We start from the raw sequence: 21,143 nt of genomic DNA on the forward strand, positions 1-21,143 counted from the left end.
CGGGCAATGTCCACATTGTTGACGACCCAGTCTTGCCACACATCGCCACTTTGTCCCTTGATGTTATCTACACCTGTCGAACCGCGGTAAAGCACCGTTACTTCTTTGACTGCCAGTCTTTCCGGCAAAGGCGCAACCTGAGAAACGAAACGGTCCGTGTGGGTGATGACAAAAGACTGTTCGCCGGAGGGCTTGTTGATGACTTGGGAGATAATCCCTAAAAATTTACCATCTTCAAGATATACTCCGTATCCTAATTTCCAATCTTCATACTCTTTCGCCGCAATCTCTACATGTTCTTTATCACTATAATAACGTAGACTCACCTATTATTCTCCTCCCGTAGCATTTTACCTAATTCTCCAGAATTACCTGAGATTACATATTTACTAGAAAATTTACCATTATTGTCTTTATCTAAACGGAAAAGGACGATTAAGTCTTTATCCTTATTTACAATAAATTTCCCATTTATCCCACCCATCGGATTATTTTCTATACTGTCGTAATCGATTTCATAAGTTCGTATCACTCCTTCTGGGGTCAGTGCTTTGGAGTCCAAGTTCTTCAAACCTTCTTCAAAGACCTGTTTTGCCTCCTCACTTTTTACGACTTTGATCATTTCTTCTTGTAGCTTTTCTGCTTTGTTTTGCTTGTCTATCATTAGTTTTCCTCCTATCCCTAAAAGTATGAGTACGCCGATCAATGGGATCAGCCACCATTTTTTCTTTTTCACGCTGGACTCCTTTTTAGTTTGATTTATCTCGCTCGTCTTTCCGGCAGGGGCGCAACTGGAGAAACGAAGTGGTCCGTGTGGGTGATGACAAAAGATTGTTCGCCGGAGGGCTTGTTGATGACTTGGGAGACGTAGCCGATTGATAAGGTTCCCTTGTCTATATCTATTTTATTTTTTATTTTTAAATTATCGTACTCTTTATTAGCTAACTCTACTTTTTGTTTATCATTCATTATGATTTACCACCAATAGCTCAGCTAATTTTCCAGAATAACTAATTCCGCCAGCTTCCAGTTTTCCATTGTTTTTATTAAGAGTATATTCTATGGTTAATTCTCCATTATTATTAATTATTAGCACTACGTTAATTCCGCCCATTGGATTATGTCTCACAGTAGTATAATCAATTTTATAAGTTTGGATTAATCCGCCAGACATAAATGCTCTTGAATCTAAATTTTTACATACCTCTTGGAATTCCTGTTTTGCCTCCTCACTTTTTACGACTTTGACCATTTCTTCATGTAGCTTTTCTGCTTTGTTTTGCTTGTCTATCACTAGTTTTCCTCCTATCCCTAAAAGTATGAGTACGCCGATCAGTGGGATCAGCCACCATTTTTTCTTTTTCACGCTGGGCTCCTTTTTATCTTTTATGTTGAGTTTATCACAATCAAAATTTGAACAATAGAGCAAAAAAGGAATTTCTGATGTTATTTTATGAAATTATATGAATAAATAAGAAAAAAGCAAAAAAAGAAACGCCGAAACGCTTCTTTTTTGCTTGAATGGACTGACAGTAGTCAGATAGCTTGATGAGCTGAACGCTTTTCTAGGTATTTCTGCAGTTTTTCGATACCGATACATATCCCCCAATAGATCAATGCGACCAAAATATACAATGAAAAATAATCGAAAGTCCGTCCGCCAACGATCTTTGCCTTTTGGAAGATTTCTGGGACAGTGATAGTTGCAGCCAATGAAGTGCCTTTGATAAGATCCATCGCTACATTGCTGAGTGCTGGGATAGAAATACGAAAAGCCTGAGGTAAAACAATATGTCTCAAAACACCTAGAAAAGAAAAACCTGAAGCTAATCCAGCTTCCCACTGCCCTTGAGAAACCCCCGCTAATGAGCCGCGATAGATTTCTCCGATAAATGCACTGCTACTGATCGTAAAACAGATGATCGCCGCTGTAAGTGCACTTAATTGGTAAGGTAACCCGAAATATAAAAGAAATAATAACACAAGTGCAGGGACGCCGCGAAAAAACGACAAGTACAGCCGGACTAGCAGATTCAAGGGCAACCACTTGACCAACCCTAAAACAGTCAATACGATGCCTAGCAGATTGCCTAATATGAATGATGAAATACCGATTCCCAGAGTGTAAGCTAATCCTTGCAGAACAAATGGCAAGGACGACCACATCAATGAGAAATCAATTACTGGCAGATACATTATTCTTCCACCGTTTCAATGATTTTTTCTTTTGGCTTCACAGAAACATCCGTCTGGAAGTAAGTTTCTGAGATTTTTTTCATCGTTCCGTCTTCCTTCATTTCCTTTAAGATCTGGTCTACTTTGTTTTTTAGTTCATCATGCCCTTTTTTGAATAAAAACCCGCTATGATTTTCATTGAAGTAGACGTTTTCCAGGATCTTTACAGGAATATTAGGTAACGCCGCAACCGACATTTTTTGTAGATAATAATCATTCAAAATGACATCTGTCCGTCCGTTCGCGACATCTGTCAAGTACTGGTCGTTGGTCGCATTGTCATAAGTGACGAGTTTGGCGCCGTATTTTTCTGCCAAGCGCATATAGCTCGTATTTGGTTCCCCTGCTGCCTTTTTATCTTTTAGATCTTCTAGCGAATGGATACCTGAATCGTCTTTTTGCCGGACGATCATACTGTCAAAAGAATATTTGAATGGTTCTGAAAGGGAAAATTTTTTCTCTCTTTCTTTTATGATACCGAAATCATTTGCAGCAAAGTCAGCTTCTTGTTTGGATACAGATGTAATCTGACCATCTACATTGTATTCTTTGAATGAAAGATTTACACCTAAACGCTTCGCTACTTCTTTTGCGATATCGACATCGTACCCTACCAATTGGTTCTGATCGTTATAATAAGATGCAGGAAACAAGGTGCCCGAGGTAGCAACGACAAGTTCCTTTTTTTCCTTGACATTCCGCCAGCTGTTGTCTTCTTGACTAGCTGAAGCGGCATGGCAGGCGGATAATAGCACGACCATCAATAGGCTCGATATAAAAATAAATAGATTTTTTTTCTTCATCATTTTCCTCCGTGTCCACTAGCCCTTGTCTTCGGGTAAGTGAAATTGTTGTTTTTGTTCAAATAGATGTCCGACTTGAAAAAGCAGATCTTCTCTTCCTCTTGCTGCCATAAATTGAATCCCCAAAGGCAGTCCTTCTTTCGTCAAATGGGTGGGAAGACTAATAGCCGGCTGTCCTGTTAAATTGGCTAACTGCGTATATGGCGTGAGTTGTAGACTTTCTTCAAACATAGATGAAACAACCTCGAGAGACTGTTTTTCAGAAAACTCGATGATGTGTTCCATTTGTGTTCGGATTTGATAATTTTGCAGATCCGCAGTGATTTTGGGTGCAGAAAAAGCAGTTGTAGGCGAAAGAAACAAATCGATTTCTTGGAACAGCTCTTCCATCGTGACGGCTGCTTGGTCCCACAGCTGCAGAGAATGGATATAAGTGGCTGCAGATAGTTTTTTTCCATATTGCAGCAACGTCCAAGAGATCGGTTCCAATTCATCTTGCCGTATACTTCGATTCAAATCATTTTCGATCGAAGCAATCATTGCCGCTGTTTCAGCTCCGTTCATCTGATAATAAGAATGGATCAATTCTCTTCCGTTTACCGGATAATTTATCTCGATCAGTTCGTGGCCTTCATTTGCTAAAAATGCAACGGCGTTTCTTACGGCTAGACGGGCTTCTTCACTGATTTTCGAGCCGATCGGTGAATCGATGCAAACAGCGATTTTCAGTCGCTTCTTCTCCGGATGTTTTTTCCACTCAGCTGGGGCAGACTGATATGGCGCTCCTGAATGGATACCACGCATACCATAAAACAATGCTTCTGTATCTCGCATCGAAAGAGTCAGGCCAAAATCGATGGACGCTCCTTGCCAGCCTCGAAAAGCGTAAGGTCCTACTGGCATGGTCCCTCTGGAAGGTTTCAGACCAATCAGTCCGCAAAAAGAAGCTGGGATACGGATAGAACCTCCTCCATCACTGGCTCCTGCTAATGGAAAAATGCCTGAAGCGACAACGGCTGCTGCTCCTCCGCTTGAACCACCAGGAGAATAGTCTGGATTCCATGGGTTTCGTGCTGTACCATAAAGAACAGGATCTGTAATATTTTTGAATCCGAATTCTGGGGCATTCGTCTGACCTAGCGGAATCAGTCCGATTTTTTCTGCTTGCTGGACATAGGTCGAATCATTTGCTGCAAGATGATCCTTGAACAATCGGGAGCCAGATGTCGCAGACCATCCCTTTTTTTCCTGTCCAAGCATTTTTAAGGGGAACAAAACGCCAGACAATGGTGATTTTTGTTGCCGAGCTACTTTTTCGTATGCTACTTGCGCTTGTGCTGGATCAAAAGATACAAGGGCGTTCAAAGTTGGATTTTTTTTCTTGACCTTCCTTTCTATCTCTGTCAGTAATTCTTGAAAGCTGATTTTCTTTTCTCTTAATTCGTTCGCTAATTCAATTCCGTCTTTCATCATTTCCTCCTTTTGCCTCCGTTATTTTGCCATAGATTAGTTTATCACACAATGGATACGCTTGCATATAAATAAACAGACAAGCGTTTTTTTAAAAAAAGAGACGTGACAAAGACTTGTCACACCTCCTCTTATTGAATAAACAGTGATCCACCGGAAATCATCTCTTATTTTCTTGAAACTTTCCGCTTCTGTCACGACCACGCTTTCACGCTTCGATCGTACGCAATTTTCCACGAAACTCGTCAATTGATGTATAACCTTTTCTCTGCATGATTTGTTCCAATTCTTTCGTGATTCGGTTAAAGATACTTGGCCCTTCTTTATGCAGTTCTGTTCCGATCTGCAACATGCTCGCTCCACAAAGCAAGTGTTCGAATGCATCTTGGCCTGTACGTATTCCTCCAGTACCAATGATTTTGATTTCAGGATTCAGTCTTGTGTAGAAGGCTCGAACATTAGCTAATGCAGTCGGTTTGACGTATTCTCCGCCCAATCCGCCAAAGCCTTCTTTCGGTTTGATGACAACAGATTCTTTTTCGGTATCGATATAGAGCCCATTCCCTACACTGTTGATCGAGTTGACATATGTGAGCGGGAAACGGTTCAAGATCGTAGCCATCTGATCAAAATGAGCAAAGTCGAAATAAGGAGGCAGCTTGATCCCTAAAGGTTTCGTGAAGGTGTCGAAGACCTGTTCCAGCAAGTTTTCTGTTGCTTCGAAATCATAAGCCAATTGCGGTTTCCCCGGGACGTTAGGACAAGAAAGATTCAGTTCAGTTATCCCTTGAAACTCACTTTTTTCAATCATTTGGAGCATTTCCAGATTTTCTTCACCGCTCATCCCAGCAATCGAGAAGAACAAAGGCTGGTCGCCCGCATTTTGTTTTTCATACTCCAGTGCATAATCCAGATAATAAGAAAATCCTCGATTTGGCAGTCCCATTGAATTGATACTACCTAGCGGAACGTCATAATAACGTGGCTCGGGATTACCAGAGCGTTCGTTGATCGTGCAGCTTTTTGTAATAAATGCCCCGGCTTCGGACTGGGCCATTTCATCTAATTCGCGAACAGACATACAGTGGACGCCCGAAGCATTCATAAACGGGTTGGCAAAGACGTGATTGGAAAAAGTGGTTTCTAAACTCAAGATAATCGCTCCTTATGATAAGTTATTTTATCTAGTGTATCATGTCTGATGAAAAAAGCAACTTCTCTCTGACTTAGTCGAACGTTAGTCATCTTGTTCCGTAGATAAAACTTCTCCTGACTGACTGTTGATTTTGACTTTTGTTGCTTGATTGCCGTTTTTCACTTTGACTTCCCAGTATGTCGTACCAAGATCTTTATCGAGATCCCAATCTGTGGCGGTTCCGTTCCCTACTTTGTCTACGGCGATCTTTCCAGCTTCTTCTATGCTGATCAGTTTATCTGTATCCAGGCCATCTTCTTTTTTCTTTTGTCCGTTCTGCTCATCCTGATCCAATGTCTCAGGTGCTTCTGTTTCCATTTTTTCATTATTGGCATCGATTTTTGCTTTGTATTCGTTCTGATTATCTACACCTTCTACTTTGTAATAATAGCTTCCCCAATCGCTATCCAATTCCAAGCTAGTGATCGCCGTATCGGAATATTTCTCTTTGAATAACTGGATCGCACGCTCAGCAGACACTTTGATGTCAGAGCTTGTCGCAGAAGTACTAGAGCTATTCTGTGATTGGTCATTGGAACTTGAAGCTGACTGAGCAGAAGAAGACTGACTTTCTGAAGCACTTGTCTGGCTGCTGGAAGGAGCTGGAGCCTCTTCGTTTTGGGTTTGGTTTGATTGACAGGCAGCGAGGAACAATGCTGCGAATAGACTAGAATAAATAACGGTTTTTTTCATAATTTTCTTACTTCCTTTCATGCAAAATTCTTTTCTTTCTTTTTCATTTATAAGTATAACGGAGTTGAAAAACTTTGTCATCTAATAGATAAAAGAACGTCAGTCATATGTCGAACAGATTCGGAGAAACAAAAAAAGACGTTCCAAAATCAGGGTTTTTGATTTTTGGAACGCCCTACAGTTTACACTTTTCTCATCTATTCAGTTTGTGTTGTTTTACTTTATCGCTTTAAGCTCTGTGCATTGGGATTTCATTATTTCCAGGTTGGACCAACAGATACTGGATCACATCGATATTGCTTGATTCAAATGAAGCAGCACAAGCTTGTAGGTATAAGTCCCACATTCGGTAGAACGAATCCCCCATCTCTTTGGTCACTTCTTCTTGTACTTTATGGAAGTTTTCCGTCCAGTGTTCCAAAGTCAACTGGTAATCGCGACGCAAGCTTTCCAGATCGATCAATTGCAGATCGTTTTTAGTAATATTGTCCACTAATTCAGTGACACCAGGAACATAACCGCCAAGGAAAATGTATTTATTGATCCATGCATTCGTTGCTCCGCCTTGTTGACGGCTGATACCGTGGATCAATGCAGTCCCTTTAGGATTCAGTAAATCTTTGACAACTTTGAAATAGCCTTCCAGATTATCTGAACCGACATGTTCGAACATCCCCACACTGGTGATGTGGTCGAATGTTTCCCCTTTTAGTTCACGATAGTCCATCAATAAGACACGGCATTTGTCTTCTAGGTGTTCTTCTTTGATTTTTTTGCTGATAAGATCATACTGTTCTTCGCTCAATGTGATCCCTGTAGCTTTGACATTGTATTCCTTAACAGCTGTAAACATCAGTGTGCCCCATCCGCATCCGATATCAAGCAAACTTTCGCCTTCTTTGATGAATAGTTTGTCTAGGATGTGATGGACTTTATTGATTTGTGCTTGTTCCAGTGTATCTTCCGGTGTTTTGAAGTAGGCACAAGAATAAGTCAACGTTGGGTCTAGCCAAAGTTTGTAAAAATCATTACCCAAGTCATAATGCGCATGGATATCTTCTTTGTTTTGTTGTTTGGTATGTTTTTCTTTCTTAGGCAGCCATTTCAGATAATCTTTTCCTCTCAAAAAGCTGTTTGCCTGTTGATAAGCATCATTGATAAGCGCCTGGATACTTCCCTCGATCTCGATACGATGATCCATGTAAGCTTCGCCTAAAGCAAGTGAAGCATTACTTGTAATCTCTTTCATAGGGATTTCTTCATGGATATTGATTTTGATTTGGGGAGGATTGTCGGTATCTCCGTATTGTTTTGTGGTACCGTCCCAATAGCTGACTTCGACAGGCAGTGAGAAAGAACGTGAAAATAATTGATTGTATAAAGTTTTCTCTAACATGATTTTCCTCCTTAAAAAAACTACCTTATTACGTTAATACTAAAAATCAAAAGAATCAACTAAGAAGTTTGTTTTTTTCAGAAATTTTTCAAAAAACACTCTATTTTTTCATTTTTCACGTCAATTGTCTCATAAAACCTGTTTTTATGTCAGGAGATACGCTCATCCTTGAAACCAGTTTTTGCGAAGATCCATAACAGCAACAAGACAGAAATAACCGACTGGATACCTAACATCATCACTAGATCAAAATGGATCAAACCGAAAATCGTTGCAATGATCGAACCAACACCGAGTATATTCAGCATGAGCACCGCACTTTCTTTGAACGAACGGATTGATGAAAAACGGCTTTTCCTCGTCAGCCACAAGAAAAACGCAGCGCCAAACAAAAGCAAAGCAGTCATTAGAAACAAAAGGATACCGAAACTCAGACTATAGGACAAAATGATCATCGGTCGATTGCTCGCATAAAATTCTTTTTCCAAAAAACTTGCGAACTGTTCAGGTGAAGTGACAGAAGACGGGATGAAAGACGGATGATAATTCATCGTGTAACGTCGTACGTCCTCCCCTTCTTTTTGTTGGATAGTCCATTGTTTTTTCTCGAAATTGATGAATGCGTCCCGCTTTTTTTGCTCACCTTTAGATAAATCTACTCCAATCACCAAGTCGGCGTTGTCCGCTAATATCCTCTTTTCTTCCTGGGTCTGTCCATCGATGACTTGGATCTTAGCGAATTGTTCGACTCCTTTTTGATCGATCAGACGATCGACAGAAAGGAACTGCTCGATTGGGATCGAATCTAGCTGATGACTGTAATAAAGCGTGACAGGCATGACCATCAGCGAAACCAAAAACAGAAAAATCAAACAGAATTTCGGCCAAGAAAGCTGTTTTCTTCCTGAAAACAAACGTACAGGTGTACTTAGACTTGCGAAGTAATTCAATGGGAATGGCTGCATCTTTTTTATGCTCCTATCCTTTTGTCCCGCCAGAAGTCAAGCCGGTAACAAAGTTTTTTTGTAAAAAGAAGAATAACAGACAAATCGGTAAAGCAATCAGGATCGCTCCTGCTGCAAAAAGGGAAACTCGCTGATTCGTTACATCCGAAATAAATGTCTGCAACCCTACCGCAACCGTTTGATTTTCCGGTGTGCGCAAGAGGAATTTTGCCAGCATGAAATCACCGAATGGCCCCATGAATGCCCATAATGCCTGAACAGCGATCATTGGTTTGACAAGTGGCAAGACGATTTGTAGAAAAATCCTCAAATGACCGGCACCATCCAACTTTGCCGATTCATCCAAGTCGATCGGCACTGTATCGAAATATCCTTTCATCAGCCATGTATTCATCGGTATGCCGCCACCGATGTAGATCATCGTCAAAAACCAGTATTTGTCTAAGGCATCAAGTAAAAAAGCCATGACATAAAAGGCTGTCAGAGCCGCCATCGTTGGCACCATCTGGATCACTAAAAAGAACATCAAACTGGATTTTCGTCCAATAAAACGATAACGACTGTACGTATAACCAGCCAAAGTCACTACTGTTACTTGAACGATCATCGTCAATACTGAAATAATCAAGGTGTTTTTGTACCAAGTGCCATAGAGAGTCTCACTGAATAGCCGCGTAAAATTATCCATCGTCCAGTCACTAGAAAAATCTAGGCTGAATGCAGCGATATTACCGGATTTGAATGCAGTACTTGCTGTGATCAGCAGCGGATAAATGATAATGACTGACAACAGCAATAAAAATACATACGTAAAGAAATGAGCGACACGTTTCTGGAAACGTGCACTTGTATTGATTTTTTTCATCGGCTAATCCTCCATATTGAATGCCTTAGTCTTTTTGAAGACAAGTAAAGAAACACAAATCACAATAGCAGAGATGATCAACGTGATGGCTGAAGCCATGGAATATTGAGGCGAAGTCCCTGTCGTCAATTTATAGATCCATGAGATCAATATATCTGTTGAGCCTGCGCCCCCGCCAACGCTGCCTGGACCGCCATTGTTGAAAAGATAGATCATCGAAAAATTATTGAAATTGCCCGTATACTGAGTAATGAAAGTTGGTGCTGCAACAAGAAAAACAGCTGGAAGTGTAATATTTGAGAATCGCTGCCAAGCATTCGCACCGTCGATTTTTGCTGCTTCGTACAGATCCTCTGAAATCGATTGTAAAATACCAGTAACCATGACATAGATATAAGGGAATCCTAACCAGCCTTGCACCAAAATAATGGCTACTTTCGTCCAATTAGGGTCTGTCTTCCAAGAAATCGCACTGATGTCGATAAAAGGAAGATGGTTCAGGAAAGGAATCACTTGGGTATTGATCGCACCTACACTATCATTGAAAATATTCGAGAAGCTCATGATCGTGATAAATGCAGGAACTGCCCAAGGCAAAAGAAAGATAATACCGAAGATACGTCGGAATTTGATGAACTTCTGATGGGCGATCACAGCTGTGAATATGCCTAGAGTGATTTGAAGTGTAGTCGCGCATAAGGTCCAGATCACCGTCCATGAGAATACAGCGAAAAAGGTATTCCGATAGGAGCTCAAAAAGAAAATACTGAAAAAGTTCTTGGTTCCGACCCAATCGATCAAGCTGGCCGGCGGGATATGGTTGAAATCGTAATTAGTGAAGGCAGTGAACAAGGTGACCAGTACTGGGAAAATAATCGTAAAAACCATTAATAGATATGCCGGAAGGGTCAGCAGATAAGGAAATCCTTCATCGCCGACGTTATGTAATACTTCCTTCATTGTTCGATTGATTGTTTTGCCATCTTTACGCATGACTGCGACACGCTTGGCGTCTAGAAGGTTCAGCCCGTAAAAAATCAGAAAAATGATCGTGATGATCAATTGTAAGGTGCCTTGAATCAGAATAAACAACGAATGGTCTTCCATTGGGATACTCCCCAATGTCACGAGTCCGATCAGAGAACGAAGACCACCTAATGCCATCTGGATGAGAAATACAAGAAAGATACTGAAGAAAACAAGTCCTTTGAATGGCTGACCGTTAGCAAATTGCCCCATTCCTGGGACAAGAGAATAAAGTGTCGTTTTTCTGACATTAACGTTACTGGATGTTCCGGAATGCTGCATGATAACTCCCCCTAATCTAACCTGGAACAAAGAAACTGCGACAAGAATTCATTACTTATCTATACGATCTCGTACTTCACCGCAGTCCCTTTGCTCAGGTATGTTTCATCTACGTTTTTTACGTTTTTCTGACTTCGAAGTGCATTTTCCTGAGATTTATTGTTAGAAAATGCTTACTTCGTTGGTTGCTTAATATTTTTGTTCGATTGCTTCATGGATCGTTTTTACTGCCGCGTCAGCAGATTCTTTTGGTGTTTTCGATCCAGATGCAGCATCGAACATCAGGTTTTCTGCTCCTGTCCACACTTCGCCCATTTCTGGGATGTTCGGCATTGCTTGTGCTGTTTCATATTGCTCGATGACGGCAGTGGTCAGTTCGTCATTTTTTGCTTTAGCTGTTTCTCGAGCTTTTTGGTTTGCCGGGATTTCATTGACCATTTCAAAGAATTTTTCTTGATTTTCTTGGTTTGTCACATAATCTAGCCATTTTTGTGCTACTTCTTTGTTTTTGGAATAATTGCTGACTACCCAGCCTTTTCCTCCGCCAAATGGCTGGTAAGATTCCCCGTTGTTTAAAGTCGGGATCTTTGCTACACCATAGTTGATATCGTTCTCTTTATAGGTTTGGGCCTGCCATGGACCATCGATGATTGCAGCTGCTTTATCTGACATGAATTGCTGACTGACAAAATCCCCAGCACTTTTTATATCCTGCATCCCTTTTGGCCAGACATTTTGGAACCAGTCTGTCGCATACGAAATGCCTTCGACAGCGCCTTGGTTGTTCAACCCGATATCTGACGGATCTGTTCCATCCTCGCCAAATACATAGCCGCCATAACCGGACAATAAACCGTAAGAATAATAGAAATCAGTCCATTTGGCTAAGAAACCGGTATTTTTTCCTGTTTCAGAATCAAATGCAAAACGGGGATCTTTGGCAAGATTCTCTAAATCTTTAAATGTAGCCGGTGCAGCATCGACTAGGTCTTTGTTGTAATACAAAACAAGTGTTTCTATAACTGCAGGTTCTCCATAGACTTTTCCTTCATACGTGACCTGTGCCTTGTCTGTTTCATCATAATCTGCTTCATTACCTAGTTTTACTTCTGCCAGATGGCCCTGCTGTCCAAGTGCTCCGATTCGGTCATAGGCAGACATCATCACATCCGGGCCTTTTCCTGCTGGTCCATCGAGTGCTAAGGATTCCAATTGATCGAACATGTCTTTTTCTATAAGCTTGATCTTCACATCGTTGTCTTTTTCAAACGTTTCTTTTATCTCATTTACATAATCTTTGTAACCCGGGTCGACGGAGACGGTTAATGTTTTTCCGTCTTCTTTGTTGCTGTCAGATGCTGAACTACCGTTTCCACAAGCAGTTAACCCTCCAAGGATACCTAAAGAAAGTAGACCCAATCCGATCTTCTTCACACTTTTTACATTCATTTTCGCTTCCTCCTGCTCTTTATCTTGCTGTTTCGAATCAATTATACTGTTATTGAATTTATCTTTGCAAGCGCTTACCTGCTGTTACCGGTAACAGTTTTTAACAAGTGATCAAAAATCCGTGTTTCTTCAATTCTGCTTTTCCATCTTCCAGTAGTTGGCATTGCTGGCTGAAAAGTGGATCCGATCCTTGTTCGATCAGATAGGGTTCTTCTGACAAATTGAAATAAGCATGGATGGTCTGACGGTTCCATTTAATAACAAAAGCGAGCTGATTCTTTTCATCGTCGATCATTTCCCACTCTGTTTTTCCTTCTGTCACGAATGACTGGAGTCTTTTTCGCAAAGAAATCAGTTCTTTCATGAAGTCAAGCAATTCTAAATCTTGTTCCTCTTGTTCCCAGACCATACATTTGCGGCAATCTGGATCATCCCATCCTGTCAATCCGATTTCTGTTCCGTAATAAATACAAGGCGCACCTTTTTGAAGAAACATAAAGGTCATGACTGCCTTCATCAATTGTTTGTTTTCTCCACATAAGGTTAGGATCCGCGCTGTATCATGCGAATCAAGAAGATTGAATGTCCCTTCATTGACTTGATCGCGGTATAACATTTGCTGATGGTTCATGCCACTGATCATTTGTGAAGCCGAGATTTTTTGATGCACGAAATAGTCTTTGATCGAATCTGTAAAGGCGTAGTTCATGACCGCATGGAATTCATCCCCTTGGAGCCAAGCCTGCGACGAATGCCATATCTCACCTAAAATATAGATGTCCGGTTTGATTTTTGTGACAGTCTCCCGGAATTTTTTCCAGAAATGGTGATCGACTTCGTTTGCCACATCTAATCGCCAGCCATCGATATCGAACTCCTCTACCCAATAAGAGGCAATATGGAGCAGATATTCCTGTACTTCAGGATTAGCGGTATTGAGTTTGGGCATCATCGGCGTAAATGCAAAAGTATCGTAAGGAAGATTTACAGCTGTTTCCGGAATGTCTGTCAGTTGGTACGTATCTAAAGGAAAGGAATGGATGTGGAACCAGTCTTTATAAACCGATTGCTCTCCATGCTCCATGACATCTTTCCATTGTGGTGAATCCACCCCCATATGATTAAATACAGCATCCAGCATGATCCGGATCCCTCTTTGATGCGCTTGGTGGATCAGTTCTTTCAAAAGCGTTTTGTCGCCAAAAGAAACATCAACTTTCAAATAATCGATCGTGTCATATTTATGATTGGAGGTTGCTTGAAAAATTGGACAAAAATAGATTCCTGTGATCCCCAATTCCGTTAAATAATCTAGATGATCGATCACTCCCTGTAAATCGCCGCCAAAAAAATCATCACGATCTGGTGCCTTGCTTCCCCATGGCAATGTTTCTTTCGGATCGTTCATTGGATCTCCATTGGCAAAGCGCTCCGGGAAAATCTGATACCAGACCGTTTCTTTTGCCCATTTTGGAACGGTGAAACGATCAATCTGATGAAAAAAAGGTATCCGGAAATAATAATTAGGTTCAGACACTACCTCCCTTCGATAAGGAAAAATCCCCTGATCGCCATAGAAACATTCGATCCCATCGGTCCCTACTACATGGAAGCCATATTGCAAACGGCGTGTAGAGCTAGATACTTCGATTTCCCAATAATCATGGAGTGTCGTACTCAGTCCTTTTTCCATCGCCCTTTCTTCTAAATACCATCGTTCAGTCGTGATCGTGTAGGGATCACCTTTCAGCACATAGACATTTTTTACATCATCTTTTTTTGTACGCAACCGCAGGCGAAAGCTTTTTTCCGTATACAAAAAGGCGTATTCGCTTTCTGGACGGTGGTAGATCGCTGCTGTATCCATATCGTTCCTCCTTTTTTTATGATTACGAACACACTATAAGAGAAAAAGCGCCCGAAGACAACGCTTTCATCGAATGTTATCGGTAACAGATTCATTTCGCCTTATTTTAGGTATAGCTAATTTTTTTGTTAAAACTACTTAACTTAAACTTAAAAATACGTTATACTATGATTATAATAACGTTAAATAAATATAGGATGTGGATGAATGAAAGAAAAAAATACATTTGTTGTGACGTACTCAAAGATTATATTCGCTCTGATTATTCTTGGAATCAGTATCAATATGTTTCTTGGCCCCCATCATATCGCAGCTGGCGGTGTAAGTGGTCTAGGTATTTTGCTTGAATCGGCGATGGGCTTCGATCGAGCAATGGTCATTCTTGTGTTGAATCTGATTATGCTAGTTCTTGCTTTGATCTTTTTAGGGAAAAAAGCGTTTTTCAAAGTATTATTCGGGAGCATCGTTTTCCCTCTCGTTATTGCCACTGTTCCAGAAACCATGGTCACTTCTGATCGTCTGCTTTCTGTGATTTTCGGTAGCGCGATTTTTGCTTTCGGTGTGGCTATCTTATACAAAAACAATTCTTCAAGTGGCGGTACGACCATTCCTCCGCTTATCTTCAAAAAATATTTTCACTTGAATCCCTCTATCGGCTTATTGTTTACAGATGCTGTAGTCGTCTCATTAAATTTATTTGTTTTCGGATTTGAAGAATTTTTATACGCGATTCTTTCGATTGCGATCACTTCCATCGTGATGAGCTATATCGAAACGGGAACGAACCGAAAGAAATCAGTCATGATCATGAGCGAAGACTCGCTTGAAGAGATCCGGTTACGATTGAGTAAAGAGATCGGACGCGGGCTGACTTTGCTGGAAGCAAAAGGCGGGTATAATCGTAATCCAAAAGAAGTGCTGCTGATTGTCGTGACCGACCATGAATTTACACGTGTCAAACCGCTGATCGAAGAAATCGATCCGACTGCTTTCGTCATTGTGAGCAGTGTAGCTGAAGTGTTGGGAAGTGGTTTTACTTATCATCCAATTGAATGATCCTCTATGCGCCATATTTTTTCCAAATCTCTACTCAAGCCGAATTTTTGCTATCTCAAAATAGGTTGTGTACAATTGAATTGCATAAAATATAAATCGTAGGAGTGATTTTTCATGAAAAAAATGTATTCGACAAAAATGATCAACACAGGCGGACGTGCCGGAGAAGTTCACAATCCAGACCGTTCTTTCGAATTGAATATCGCAGCACCAGGAAAACGTGTGGAAAATGCCACGAATCCGGAACAATTGTTTGCAGCTGGTTTCAGCGCTTGTTTCAATAGCGCTTTGGAATTGATCAAACAACAAAAAAATATCACTGGCGCTTCAACGATCAGTGCTCAAGTCTCACTTTATGCTGAAAATGAAATGAGTTTCGTCCTTGGCGTTGAAATCGAAGGATTCGTTGAAGGTCTCTCACTAGAAGAAACACAGGAATTGCTGGAAGAAGCGCATAAAGTCTGCCCTTATTCCAAAGCAACTGCCGGAAATATTGAAGTCACTCTGAAAGCTGTAAGCGAATAGACATTTCTTCAAAAATCCGCTATGATACACACGAGTAAAACAAGAGCGGAGGTGGAAAAATGGAAGAATTGTATTTAGCGAATCAGTTATGTTTTCCTTTGTATGCCACCTCTAAAGAAATCATTCGGCACTATGCACCACTTCTCAAACCACTGAATCTGACTTATACTCAATACCTTGTGATGTTAGTATTGTGGGAACAGAAACAAGTGACGGTCAAAGTATTAGGTCAGGCTTTGTGCTTAGATTCCGGGACGCTGACGCCCGTATTGAAAAAGCTAGAAGAAAAAAATTATGTCATGAGGACTCGCGGAGCAAGCGATGAACGTAAACTGCTCATCACATTGACGGATGACGGAGTGGGATTACAGAAGCAGGCAGAAGGTATTCCTGCTGCCATCATGTCTTCTCTTCCTCTCGAACAGGAAGAATTGGAAACCTTACAAGCTTTGACCAAAAAAATGCTTGTCCGTTTCCGTCAGCAAAATTCAAATGACTAGAAGCCGCCAAAGGATCGATTTTGAGCTAAAAAAGCCCAAAAGGAATTCTTTGGTGGCTTTTCGTCCCTTTGGCTTTCTTATTTGGACATTCTTCTTTATAATAATAACGAGTTTATTTTTACATGGAGGGTGTTTCTTTGACTGTATATCAGCGTTTTTTAGCGAATGAAAAAATTCGCCGTCTGACTGTTTTATTATCTGTTATTTTTGTTTTATTTTTAGTTAGAAGTATGATCACAACGATTCTTCTAACTTTTATCTTCACTTATCTGATGATCCATTTCGTCCAGATCATCCAACGCTTTGTCCGGATACCTACTGGGGTTCTTGCGATCATCATCTATGCCTTGATCGTTTGTCTGATTTATCTGGCTTTTACAAAATATATCCCGATGCTCATCCATCAAACATTCGATATGGTGCAGTCGGTCATCAATTTTTATGAGCATCAGCCAAAAGATGCTGACCCGGTCCTGCTTTATATCCACAACTATATCGAACGGAACGACTTTTTCGAGCAGCTGCAAAACGGGGCTTCGATTGCTTTGGGTTATCTGCAAGATATCGGGAAAATGGCGATTGCGTTTGCCATGTCGTTTATCTTGAGCTTCTTTTTTATGATCGAAAAGAAAAAAACGGTCGTTTTCTCTCGTCTGTTTTTGAAAAGTGAATTTTCCTGGTTCTTCCAGGATATCTACTATTTTGCTTATAAATTCGTCAACACATTTGGTCTTGTTTTAGAAGCACAGTTCATCATCGCACTTTTGAATACACTTTTGACTACGATCGCACTCGCTGCTTTCGGGTTCCACCAGTTGCTGAGTCTGGCGATCATGGTTTTCTTTTTGAGTCTGGTTCCTGTTGCTGGTGTTATTATCTCGTGTATCCCCCTTTCGTTTATTGCATATTCGCAAGGCGGGATTCGCGATGTCGTCTATATCTTACTGACCATTTTAGTCGTCCATCTGATCGAGTCGTACGTACTGAATCCGAAACTGATGTCCAGCAAAACAGAATTACCGATTTTCTATACATTTGTTGTTCTGCTTGTCAGTGAACGTTTCTTCGGTGTGTGGGGGCTGATCGTAGGTATCCCGATTTTCACCTTCTTTTTAGATGTATTGAAAGTAAAAGAAATCCCTAAACACACGACAAAAGAAACAACAATTCACTAAGTTATCCAAAATATACCTTTCTTGATCATCTGGCAAGAATATTAAAAAGACATCCAATGAACGTTTGAGCTGCAGTTCGCGCTTTTTTATCAACGGTCATTGGATGTCTTTTATATTGATTTGTTAAGATCTGTTTTTCTTGATTTTTCTAAATAACAGTATGGTTCCCACTGCGAATAAGCTTCCGGCATAGCTGTAAAAAGTGTTGTTTATTTGGCTTTCTCCTGTTTTCGGTAATAGTTGTTTGTCTATCTTTTCTTCTGATGTTCTCGCTGCTCCGGCTTCTTCTGAAGGAATCGTTTTTGCCATTTTTTCTGTCACTTTTTGAGGAGTTGCAGAATCAGATTGGCTGCTTTCTTTTACAGGTAAAATTGTTTCTTTGTTATTTAGTTCCTTTATCTGATCTGACGTAGATGATGTAGTCTTCTCGAACGGTTTAGTGTCCGAATTTGTGCTGTTTTCATTGATATCTGTTACTGGAACAGATTCGGATGACGGTTCCTGGTTTTGACCAGGATCTGGTGTTCCGACTGGCTGTTCTTCCGGGGCTGGCTCCGGTTTTTCTTCTGGCAAGACGATTTCTTCCTCTTTCGTTTCCTCCTCACTCGGCTGTTCATCTGGTACCAAGTCAGTATCTGGCTCTGGGGTCGGATCGGTTTCTTGCCCAGGTTTTTCTGACGGGTTTTCTCCAAGATCTTCAGGTGGTTTTTGTTCATCGACCGCTTGTTCGATCGTTTGTCTTTGGCTGTAAGGTGTCAGATGATGGTGGTCATCCGGGATTCTATCCGCTACTTTTACGGTAAAAAGCGCTGGTTTGGCAATCTCTTGATTCAATGTTACAGTGAACGTAAAAGATGCTTGTCGATGACTGATCTTTAGCGTATTTGCATCATAATCGATGGATAACGCTGGATCGACTTGTTCGAAGCGAACATCCGATTGTAGGATAGGGACAAGATCTCCTGAATAATCCACCGTAGTATGGATCGTTGCTGTCTGCCCTTTCTTCAATTGAAGAACGCCTGAATTGAAAGAAGAATGTTCATCTGTGAATGTGATCCGGTTGACATTCGCCCATTTGGATTCTGCCCATTGTGACACTTCCATCCTTGTTTCCTCTGCATTTACCTGTTCAGATGGCATAGGAAGAAAAGCCATGCTTGCTACTAAACATGTAGAGAGCAAAACTGGTATGTAGTTCATGAATATTCCTCATTTCTCATATGATTTATATGCCAGAAATAAGATAATTGAAAATAAGCAAGTGTGGTTATGATTTTTTTGTGGAAAATGACCAAAAAAAAAGTAAACTTAAATAGATATATGTAAAAAAACTGGAGGATCGTTGATGCAAACACAAGAAGCGATTAAAACTCATTTATTAAAGAAGAAAAACAAAGTCAAACTGGAGATTTTCCTTTTTTTGACTGAGCATCGTCTTTTTATCACTATCCCTTATCTAGCCAATCACTTTAAGATGTCAGAATCGAATTTTCTTCTTTACATCCAGGAATTGGAAGAAGATTTCGCTAATTTAGGATTGAAAAACATCCATATAGATAAACAAAAACATTTTTTGAAATTAGAGCTGGAAGATACAGACCTTGCTTTCTGTTATTACCGCCTTTTTGGCAGATATTGTATCGAATCGACGAATTATCAGATTTTGACTGCTATATTCAACCGACAGACCAATTCCATCATCGCTCTCAGTCAGCAGACGAATTACAGCGCCTCGTATATTTACTCGAAAATGAAAGCCATCAATGAATTTTTGTCCTTATATGGATTAACTGTCTCTTTCTCCAATAAAGGAACCAAGGATCTTTCGGGTACTGAAATACAGATCTTATATTGTCTGCTGGATGTTTATTGGAATATCTTTTCAAGCACTGCCACTCTTTTTTATCAGGAAGACCGGCAAATGATCGGATTGACATTATCTACTTACTTTAAAAAAGAAGTGCTGGAAAGATTGAGTGTTGGAATGGTTGATAAGTTATACCTTCTGCTGAAAATATGCAGAGAGAGTTTTCCGGCAACGACTTCTGGCGCTGTTCAAAAAGAATTTGAAAACTATGCGTACATCGACTTTTTCATTGACCCGATCGTCGATATTTTACGTCCTGGACTCCCTATTTGCCGTGACCAAAGGATAATGATCAATGTTCTAGCCAGACTGTCGATCTCAGAAATCGAAGATGAAGCATCTAGTCGTGGACAATATGACCTTCTGCTTGAAGCAAAAGTGCCGCATATCCTTTATTCTAAAAAACTGGTCGAAGCTTTTTCCGAAACTTTCGATCTGTCGATTCCTGAAAATTATCGGATCATCTACAGTTTGAATTTCGCAAAAAACACCATTTACAGCGGTTTTCTCAGTACAGACCAACCGAACACGCCCCTTCCGACATTCATGCTTTACCAAGAACATGCCGGACTAAAAGAGATCCAAGTCGTAATCGAGCAGTTCTATCGTGCTTTCAAACAACACCATCAAGATGAATTCGCTCCACTTGCAGAAAAAGAAAATGAAGAATGGATGATTGAAGATCTCGTTCATTTATACGACCGATACAAAAAAGAACGTCCGATCGTTATCGGTGTCAATTACACGCGAGATTTTTATATCAGTAAGGATCTGTTAGTGAAAATCGAACAGATCTTTTCAAAAGAATCGATCACGATCCAGAAAGACTTCATGGAAACATGTGATATCGTCATCAGCGATTGCCCTTTGCAACTGCCATCACATATCAAGAAGATCTATTTGCTGGATGGGATCATCACACCTCAAGATTGGCAAAAAGTAATCATGAAAATCGCGGAGTATGTGTTCGAGTTGAAAGAGAAAGTGTCTAAGTGAGAAAATAAAAAACGAAAAAGCGATTGGCTCCGCTATCGGTTGAATCAATCACTTTTTTGTTAAAATCCACCATGATAGCGATTTATATTTAACCTACTTTTTTTAGTGGAAATGCAATAAATAACAAAAATATATTGACTTCCTTCTAGATTTCTAATTATAATGATTATAAATAAATAATAATTATTGGAGGGTTTTCTTATGTCGTTAATTGGAAAAAAAGTAGAAGAATTTAAAGCAAATGCGTACCGTCAAGGCGAATTTTTAGAGGTGTCAGAGAAAGAACTTACAGGAAATTGGAGTGTCTTATGTTTCTATCCTGCAGATTTTACCTTTGTCTGCCCTACCGAACTGGAAGATTTACAAGAACAGTATCAAACACTGAAGTCACTAGGTGTAGAAGTATTTTCCTGCTCGACAGATACGCACTTTACACACAAAGCATGGCATGACACCTCAGATGCTATCGGCAAAATCGAATATACGATGATCGGAGACCCTTCTCATCAGTTGTCACGCCTGTTCGATGTACTGGACGAAGAACAAGGGTTGGCACAACGCGGGACTTTTATCATCGATCCAGATGGGGTTATCCAAGCGATGGAAATCAATGCAGATGGGATTGGACGAGACGCCAGCGCACTGATCGATAAGATACGGGCAGCGCAATATGTTCGTACGCATCCAGGGGAAGTCTGCCCTGCTAAATGGAAAGAAAGCGGCGAGACATTGAAACCAAGTTTTGATCTTGTCGGAAAGATATAGAGGACCGCTT

21 protein-coding genes and 1 pseudogene are annotated in these 21,143 nt (G+C 40.5%); 6 read left to right on the top strand and 16 right to left on the bottom strand.

Translation table 11 applies throughout. The features are described from left to right. The 15 genes and pseudogenes from G7Y42_RS10300 to G7Y42_RS10370 all read right to left on the bottom strand — a co-directional run. Positions 1-326, bottom strand: a pseudogene (locus G7Y42_RS10300) (hypothetical protein); the annotation flags it as partial. Next, complete coding sequence (locus tag G7Y42_RS10305; RefSeq protein WP_165005929.1) at positions 323-736, bottom strand: DUF1310 family protein; 414 nt, start codon at positions 734-736, stop codon at positions 323-325. The pseudogene G7Y42_RS10300 and the gene G7Y42_RS10305, both read right to left, overlap by 4 nt. A gap of 23 nt (positions 737-759) precedes the next feature. Beyond that, positions 760-969: a hypothetical protein gene (locus tag G7Y42_RS10310; protein ID WP_165005930.1), complete on the bottom strand. Its 210-nt coding sequence runs from the start codon at positions 967-969 to the stop codon at positions 760-762. Then, positions 962-1,366, bottom strand: a complete 405-nt coding sequence (locus tag G7Y42_RS10315; protein ID WP_165005931.1) for a DUF1310 family protein — start codon at positions 1,364-1,366, stop codon at positions 962-964. Before G7Y42_RS10315 ends, G7Y42_RS10310 begins: the two co-directional genes overlap by 8 nt. Positions 1,367-1,536: 170 nt before the next feature. Continuing rightward, positions 1,537-2,196: an amino acid ABC transporter permease gene (locus tag G7Y42_RS10320; protein ID WP_165005932.1), complete on the bottom strand. Its 660-nt coding sequence runs from the start codon at positions 2,194-2,196 to the stop codon at positions 1,537-1,539. Then, positions 2,196-3,038: a transporter substrate-binding domain-containing protein gene (locus tag G7Y42_RS10325; protein ID WP_206215460.1), complete on the bottom strand. Its 843-nt coding sequence runs from the start codon at positions 3,036-3,038 to the stop codon at positions 2,196-2,198. The genes G7Y42_RS10320 and G7Y42_RS10325 overlap by 1 nt, the downstream gene beginning before the upstream one ends. Before the next feature lie 18 nt (positions 3,039-3,056). Further along, positions 3,057-4,508, bottom strand: coding sequence for an amidase (locus G7Y42_RS10330; RefSeq protein WP_165005934.1), 1,452 nt, complete (start codon positions 4,506-4,508; stop codon positions 3,057-3,059). Positions 4,509-4,716: 208 nt separating this feature from the next. Beyond that, on the bottom strand, positions 4,717-5,661 hold the full coding sequence (locus tag G7Y42_RS10335; protein ID WP_165005935.1) for a dihydroorotate oxidase: 945 nt from the start codon (positions 5,659-5,661) through the stop codon (positions 4,717-4,719). Positions 5,662-5,745: 84 nt separating this feature from the next. Beyond that, positions 5,746-6,396, bottom strand: a complete 651-nt coding sequence (locus tag G7Y42_RS10340; protein WP_165005936.1) for a PepSY domain-containing protein — start codon at positions 6,394-6,396, stop codon at positions 5,746-5,748. Positions 6,397-6,625: 229 nt separating this feature from the next. After that, complete coding sequence (locus G7Y42_RS10345) at positions 6,626-7,792, bottom strand: cyclopropane-fatty-acyl-phospholipid synthase family protein (RefSeq protein ID WP_165005937.1); 1,167 nt, start codon at positions 7,790-7,792, stop codon at positions 6,626-6,628. A 149-nt stretch (positions 7,793-7,941) separates the two neighbouring features. Further along, positions 7,942-8,757, bottom strand: coding sequence for a maltodextrose utilization protein MalA (locus tag G7Y42_RS10350; protein ID WP_165005938.1), 816 nt, complete (start codon positions 8,755-8,757; stop codon positions 7,942-7,944). Positions 8,758-8,770: 13 nt separating this feature from the next. Continuing rightward, entirely contained in the window at positions 8,771-9,622 is an 852-nt protein-coding gene (locus G7Y42_RS10355; protein WP_165005939.1) for a sugar ABC transporter permease, read from the bottom strand. 3 nt (positions 9,623-9,625) lie between these two features. After that, a complete protein-coding gene (locus tag G7Y42_RS10360; protein ID WP_165005940.1) occupies positions 9,626-10,930 on the bottom strand; it encodes a sugar ABC transporter permease in 1,305 nt (434 codons plus the stop codon). Positions 10,931-11,119: 189 nt separating this feature from the next. Continuing rightward, positions 11,120-12,379 (bottom strand): extracellular solute-binding protein, encoded by a 1,260-nt coding sequence (locus G7Y42_RS10365; protein ID WP_165005941.1) that lies wholly within the window; start codon positions 12,377-12,379, stop codon positions 11,120-11,122. A gap of 100 nt (positions 12,380-12,479) precedes the next feature. Beyond that, on the bottom strand, positions 12,480-14,246 hold the full coding sequence (locus tag G7Y42_RS10370; protein WP_165038188.1) for a glycoside hydrolase family 13 protein: 1,767 nt from the start codon (positions 14,244-14,246) through the stop codon (positions 12,480-12,482). A 207-nt stretch (positions 14,247-14,453) separates the two neighbouring features. Here G7Y42_RS10370 and G7Y42_RS10375 point away from each other — a divergent pair, with 207 nt between their 5' ends. From G7Y42_RS10375 to G7Y42_RS10390, 4 genes are all read left to right on the top strand, one after another. Next, on the top strand, positions 14,454-15,302 hold the full coding sequence (locus G7Y42_RS10375; RefSeq protein WP_165005943.1) for a YitT family protein: 849 nt from the start codon (positions 14,454-14,456) through the stop codon (positions 15,300-15,302). 114 nt (positions 15,303-15,416) lie between these two features. After that, positions 15,417-15,827: an Ohr family peroxiredoxin gene (locus G7Y42_RS10380; RefSeq protein ID WP_165005944.1), complete on the top strand. Its 411-nt coding sequence runs from the start codon at positions 15,417-15,419 to the stop codon at positions 15,825-15,827. A gap of 59 nt (positions 15,828-15,886) precedes the next feature. After that, positions 15,887-16,327 (top strand): MarR family transcriptional regulator, encoded by a 441-nt coding sequence (locus tag G7Y42_RS10385; protein WP_165005945.1) that lies wholly within the window; start codon positions 15,887-15,889, stop codon positions 16,325-16,327. 137 nt (positions 16,328-16,464) lie between these two features. Next, positions 16,465-17,502: an AI-2E family transporter gene (locus G7Y42_RS10390; RefSeq protein ID WP_165005946.1), complete on the top strand. Its 1,038-nt coding sequence runs from the start codon at positions 16,465-16,467 to the stop codon at positions 17,500-17,502. 123 nt (positions 17,503-17,625) lie between these two features. Here the strand turns inward: G7Y42_RS10390 and G7Y42_RS10395 are convergent, their stop codons facing one another. Further along, complete coding sequence (locus G7Y42_RS10395) at positions 17,626-18,705, bottom strand: LPXTG cell wall anchor domain-containing protein (protein WP_165005947.1); 1,080 nt, start codon at positions 18,703-18,705, stop codon at positions 17,626-17,628. Positions 18,706-18,850: 145 nt separating this feature from the next. On the opposite strand from G7Y42_RS10395, the gene G7Y42_RS10400 reads away from it, so the two are divergent. Together G7Y42_RS10400 and ahpC are read left to right on the top strand one after the other, a co-directional pair. Continuing rightward, positions 18,851-20,368 carry a helix-turn-helix domain-containing protein gene (locus tag G7Y42_RS10400; RefSeq protein ID WP_165005948.1) on the top strand — a complete coding sequence of 506 codons (1,518 nt, stop codon included), beginning with the start codon at positions 18,851-18,853 and terminating at the stop codon, positions 20,366-20,368. A 201-nt stretch (positions 20,369-20,569) separates the two neighbouring features. Beyond that, positions 20,570-21,133, top strand: coding sequence for an alkyl hydroperoxide reductase subunit C (gene ahpC / locus G7Y42_RS10405; protein WP_165005949.1), 564 nt, complete (start codon positions 20,570-20,572; stop codon positions 21,131-21,133). Positions 21,134-21,143 lie beyond the last annotated feature (10 nt).

This window comes from Enterococcus sp. ZJ1622, assembly GCF_011038845.1.
GTDB lineage: Bacteria > Bacillota > Bacilli > Lactobacillales > Enterococcaceae > Enterococcus_B.

Excerpts from the sequence above, each read along its gene's own strand:
- G7Y42_RS10350 (WP_165005938.1), bottom strand. The coding sequence starts at position 8,757 with ATGCAGCCATTCCCATTGAATTACTTCGCAAGTCTAAGTACACCTGTA.
- G7Y42_RS10310 (WP_165005930.1), bottom strand. The coding sequence starts at position 969 with ATGAATGATAAACAAAAAGTAGAGTTAGCTAATAAAGAGTACGATAAT.
- G7Y42_RS10395 (WP_165005947.1), bottom strand. The coding sequence starts at position 18,705 with ATGAACTACATACCAGTTTTGCTCTCTACATGTTTAGTAGCAAGCATG.
- G7Y42_RS10380 (WP_165005944.1), top strand. The coding sequence starts at position 15,417 with ATGAAAAAAATGTATTCGACAAAAATGATCAACACAGGCGGACGTGCC.
- G7Y42_RS10400 (WP_165005948.1), top strand. The coding sequence starts at position 18,851 with ATGCAAACACAAGAAGCGATTAAAACTCATTTATTAAAGAAGAAAAAC.
- G7Y42_RS10355 (WP_165005939.1), bottom strand. The coding sequence starts at position 9,622 with ATGAAAAAAATCAATACAAGTGCACGTTTCCAGAAACGTGTCGCTCAT.
- G7Y42_RS10330 (WP_165005934.1), bottom strand. The coding sequence starts at position 4,508 with ATGAAAGACGGAATTGAATTAGCGAACGAATTAAGAGAAAAGAAAATC.
- G7Y42_RS10340 (WP_165005936.1), bottom strand. The coding sequence starts at position 6,396 with ATGAAAAAAACCGTTATTTATTCTAGTCTATTCGCAGCATTGTTCCTC.
- G7Y42_RS10320 (WP_165005932.1), bottom strand. The coding sequence starts at position 2,196 with ATGTATCTGCCAGTAATTGATTTCTCATTGATGTGGTCGTCCTTGCCA.
- G7Y42_RS10375 (WP_165005943.1), top strand. The coding sequence starts at position 14,454 with ATGAAAGAAAAAAATACATTTGTTGTGACGTACTCAAAGATTATATTC.
- G7Y42_RS10370 (WP_165038188.1), bottom strand. The coding sequence starts at position 14,246 with ATGGATACAGCAGCGATCTACCACCGTCCAGAAAGCGAATACGCCTTT.
- G7Y42_RS10360 (WP_165005940.1), bottom strand. The coding sequence starts at position 10,930 with ATGCAGCATTCCGGAACATCCAGTAACGTTAATGTCAGAAAAACGACA.
- ahpC (WP_165005949.1), top strand. The coding sequence starts at position 20,570 with ATGTCGTTAATTGGAAAAAAAGTAGAAGAATTTAAAGCAAATGCGTAC.
- G7Y42_RS10365 (WP_165005941.1), bottom strand. The coding sequence starts at position 12,379 with ATGAATGTAAAAAGTGTGAAGAAGATCGGATTGGGTCTACTTTCTTTA.
- G7Y42_RS10385 (WP_165005945.1), top strand. The coding sequence starts at position 15,887 with ATGGAAGAATTGTATTTAGCGAATCAGTTATGTTTTCCTTTGTATGCC.
- G7Y42_RS10325 (WP_206215460.1), bottom strand. The coding sequence starts at position 3,038 with ATGAAGAAAAAAAATCTATTTATTTTTATATCGAGCCTATTGATGGTC.
- G7Y42_RS10345 (WP_165005937.1), bottom strand. The coding sequence starts at position 7,792 with ATGTTAGAGAAAACTTTATACAATCAATTATTTTCACGTTCTTTCTCA.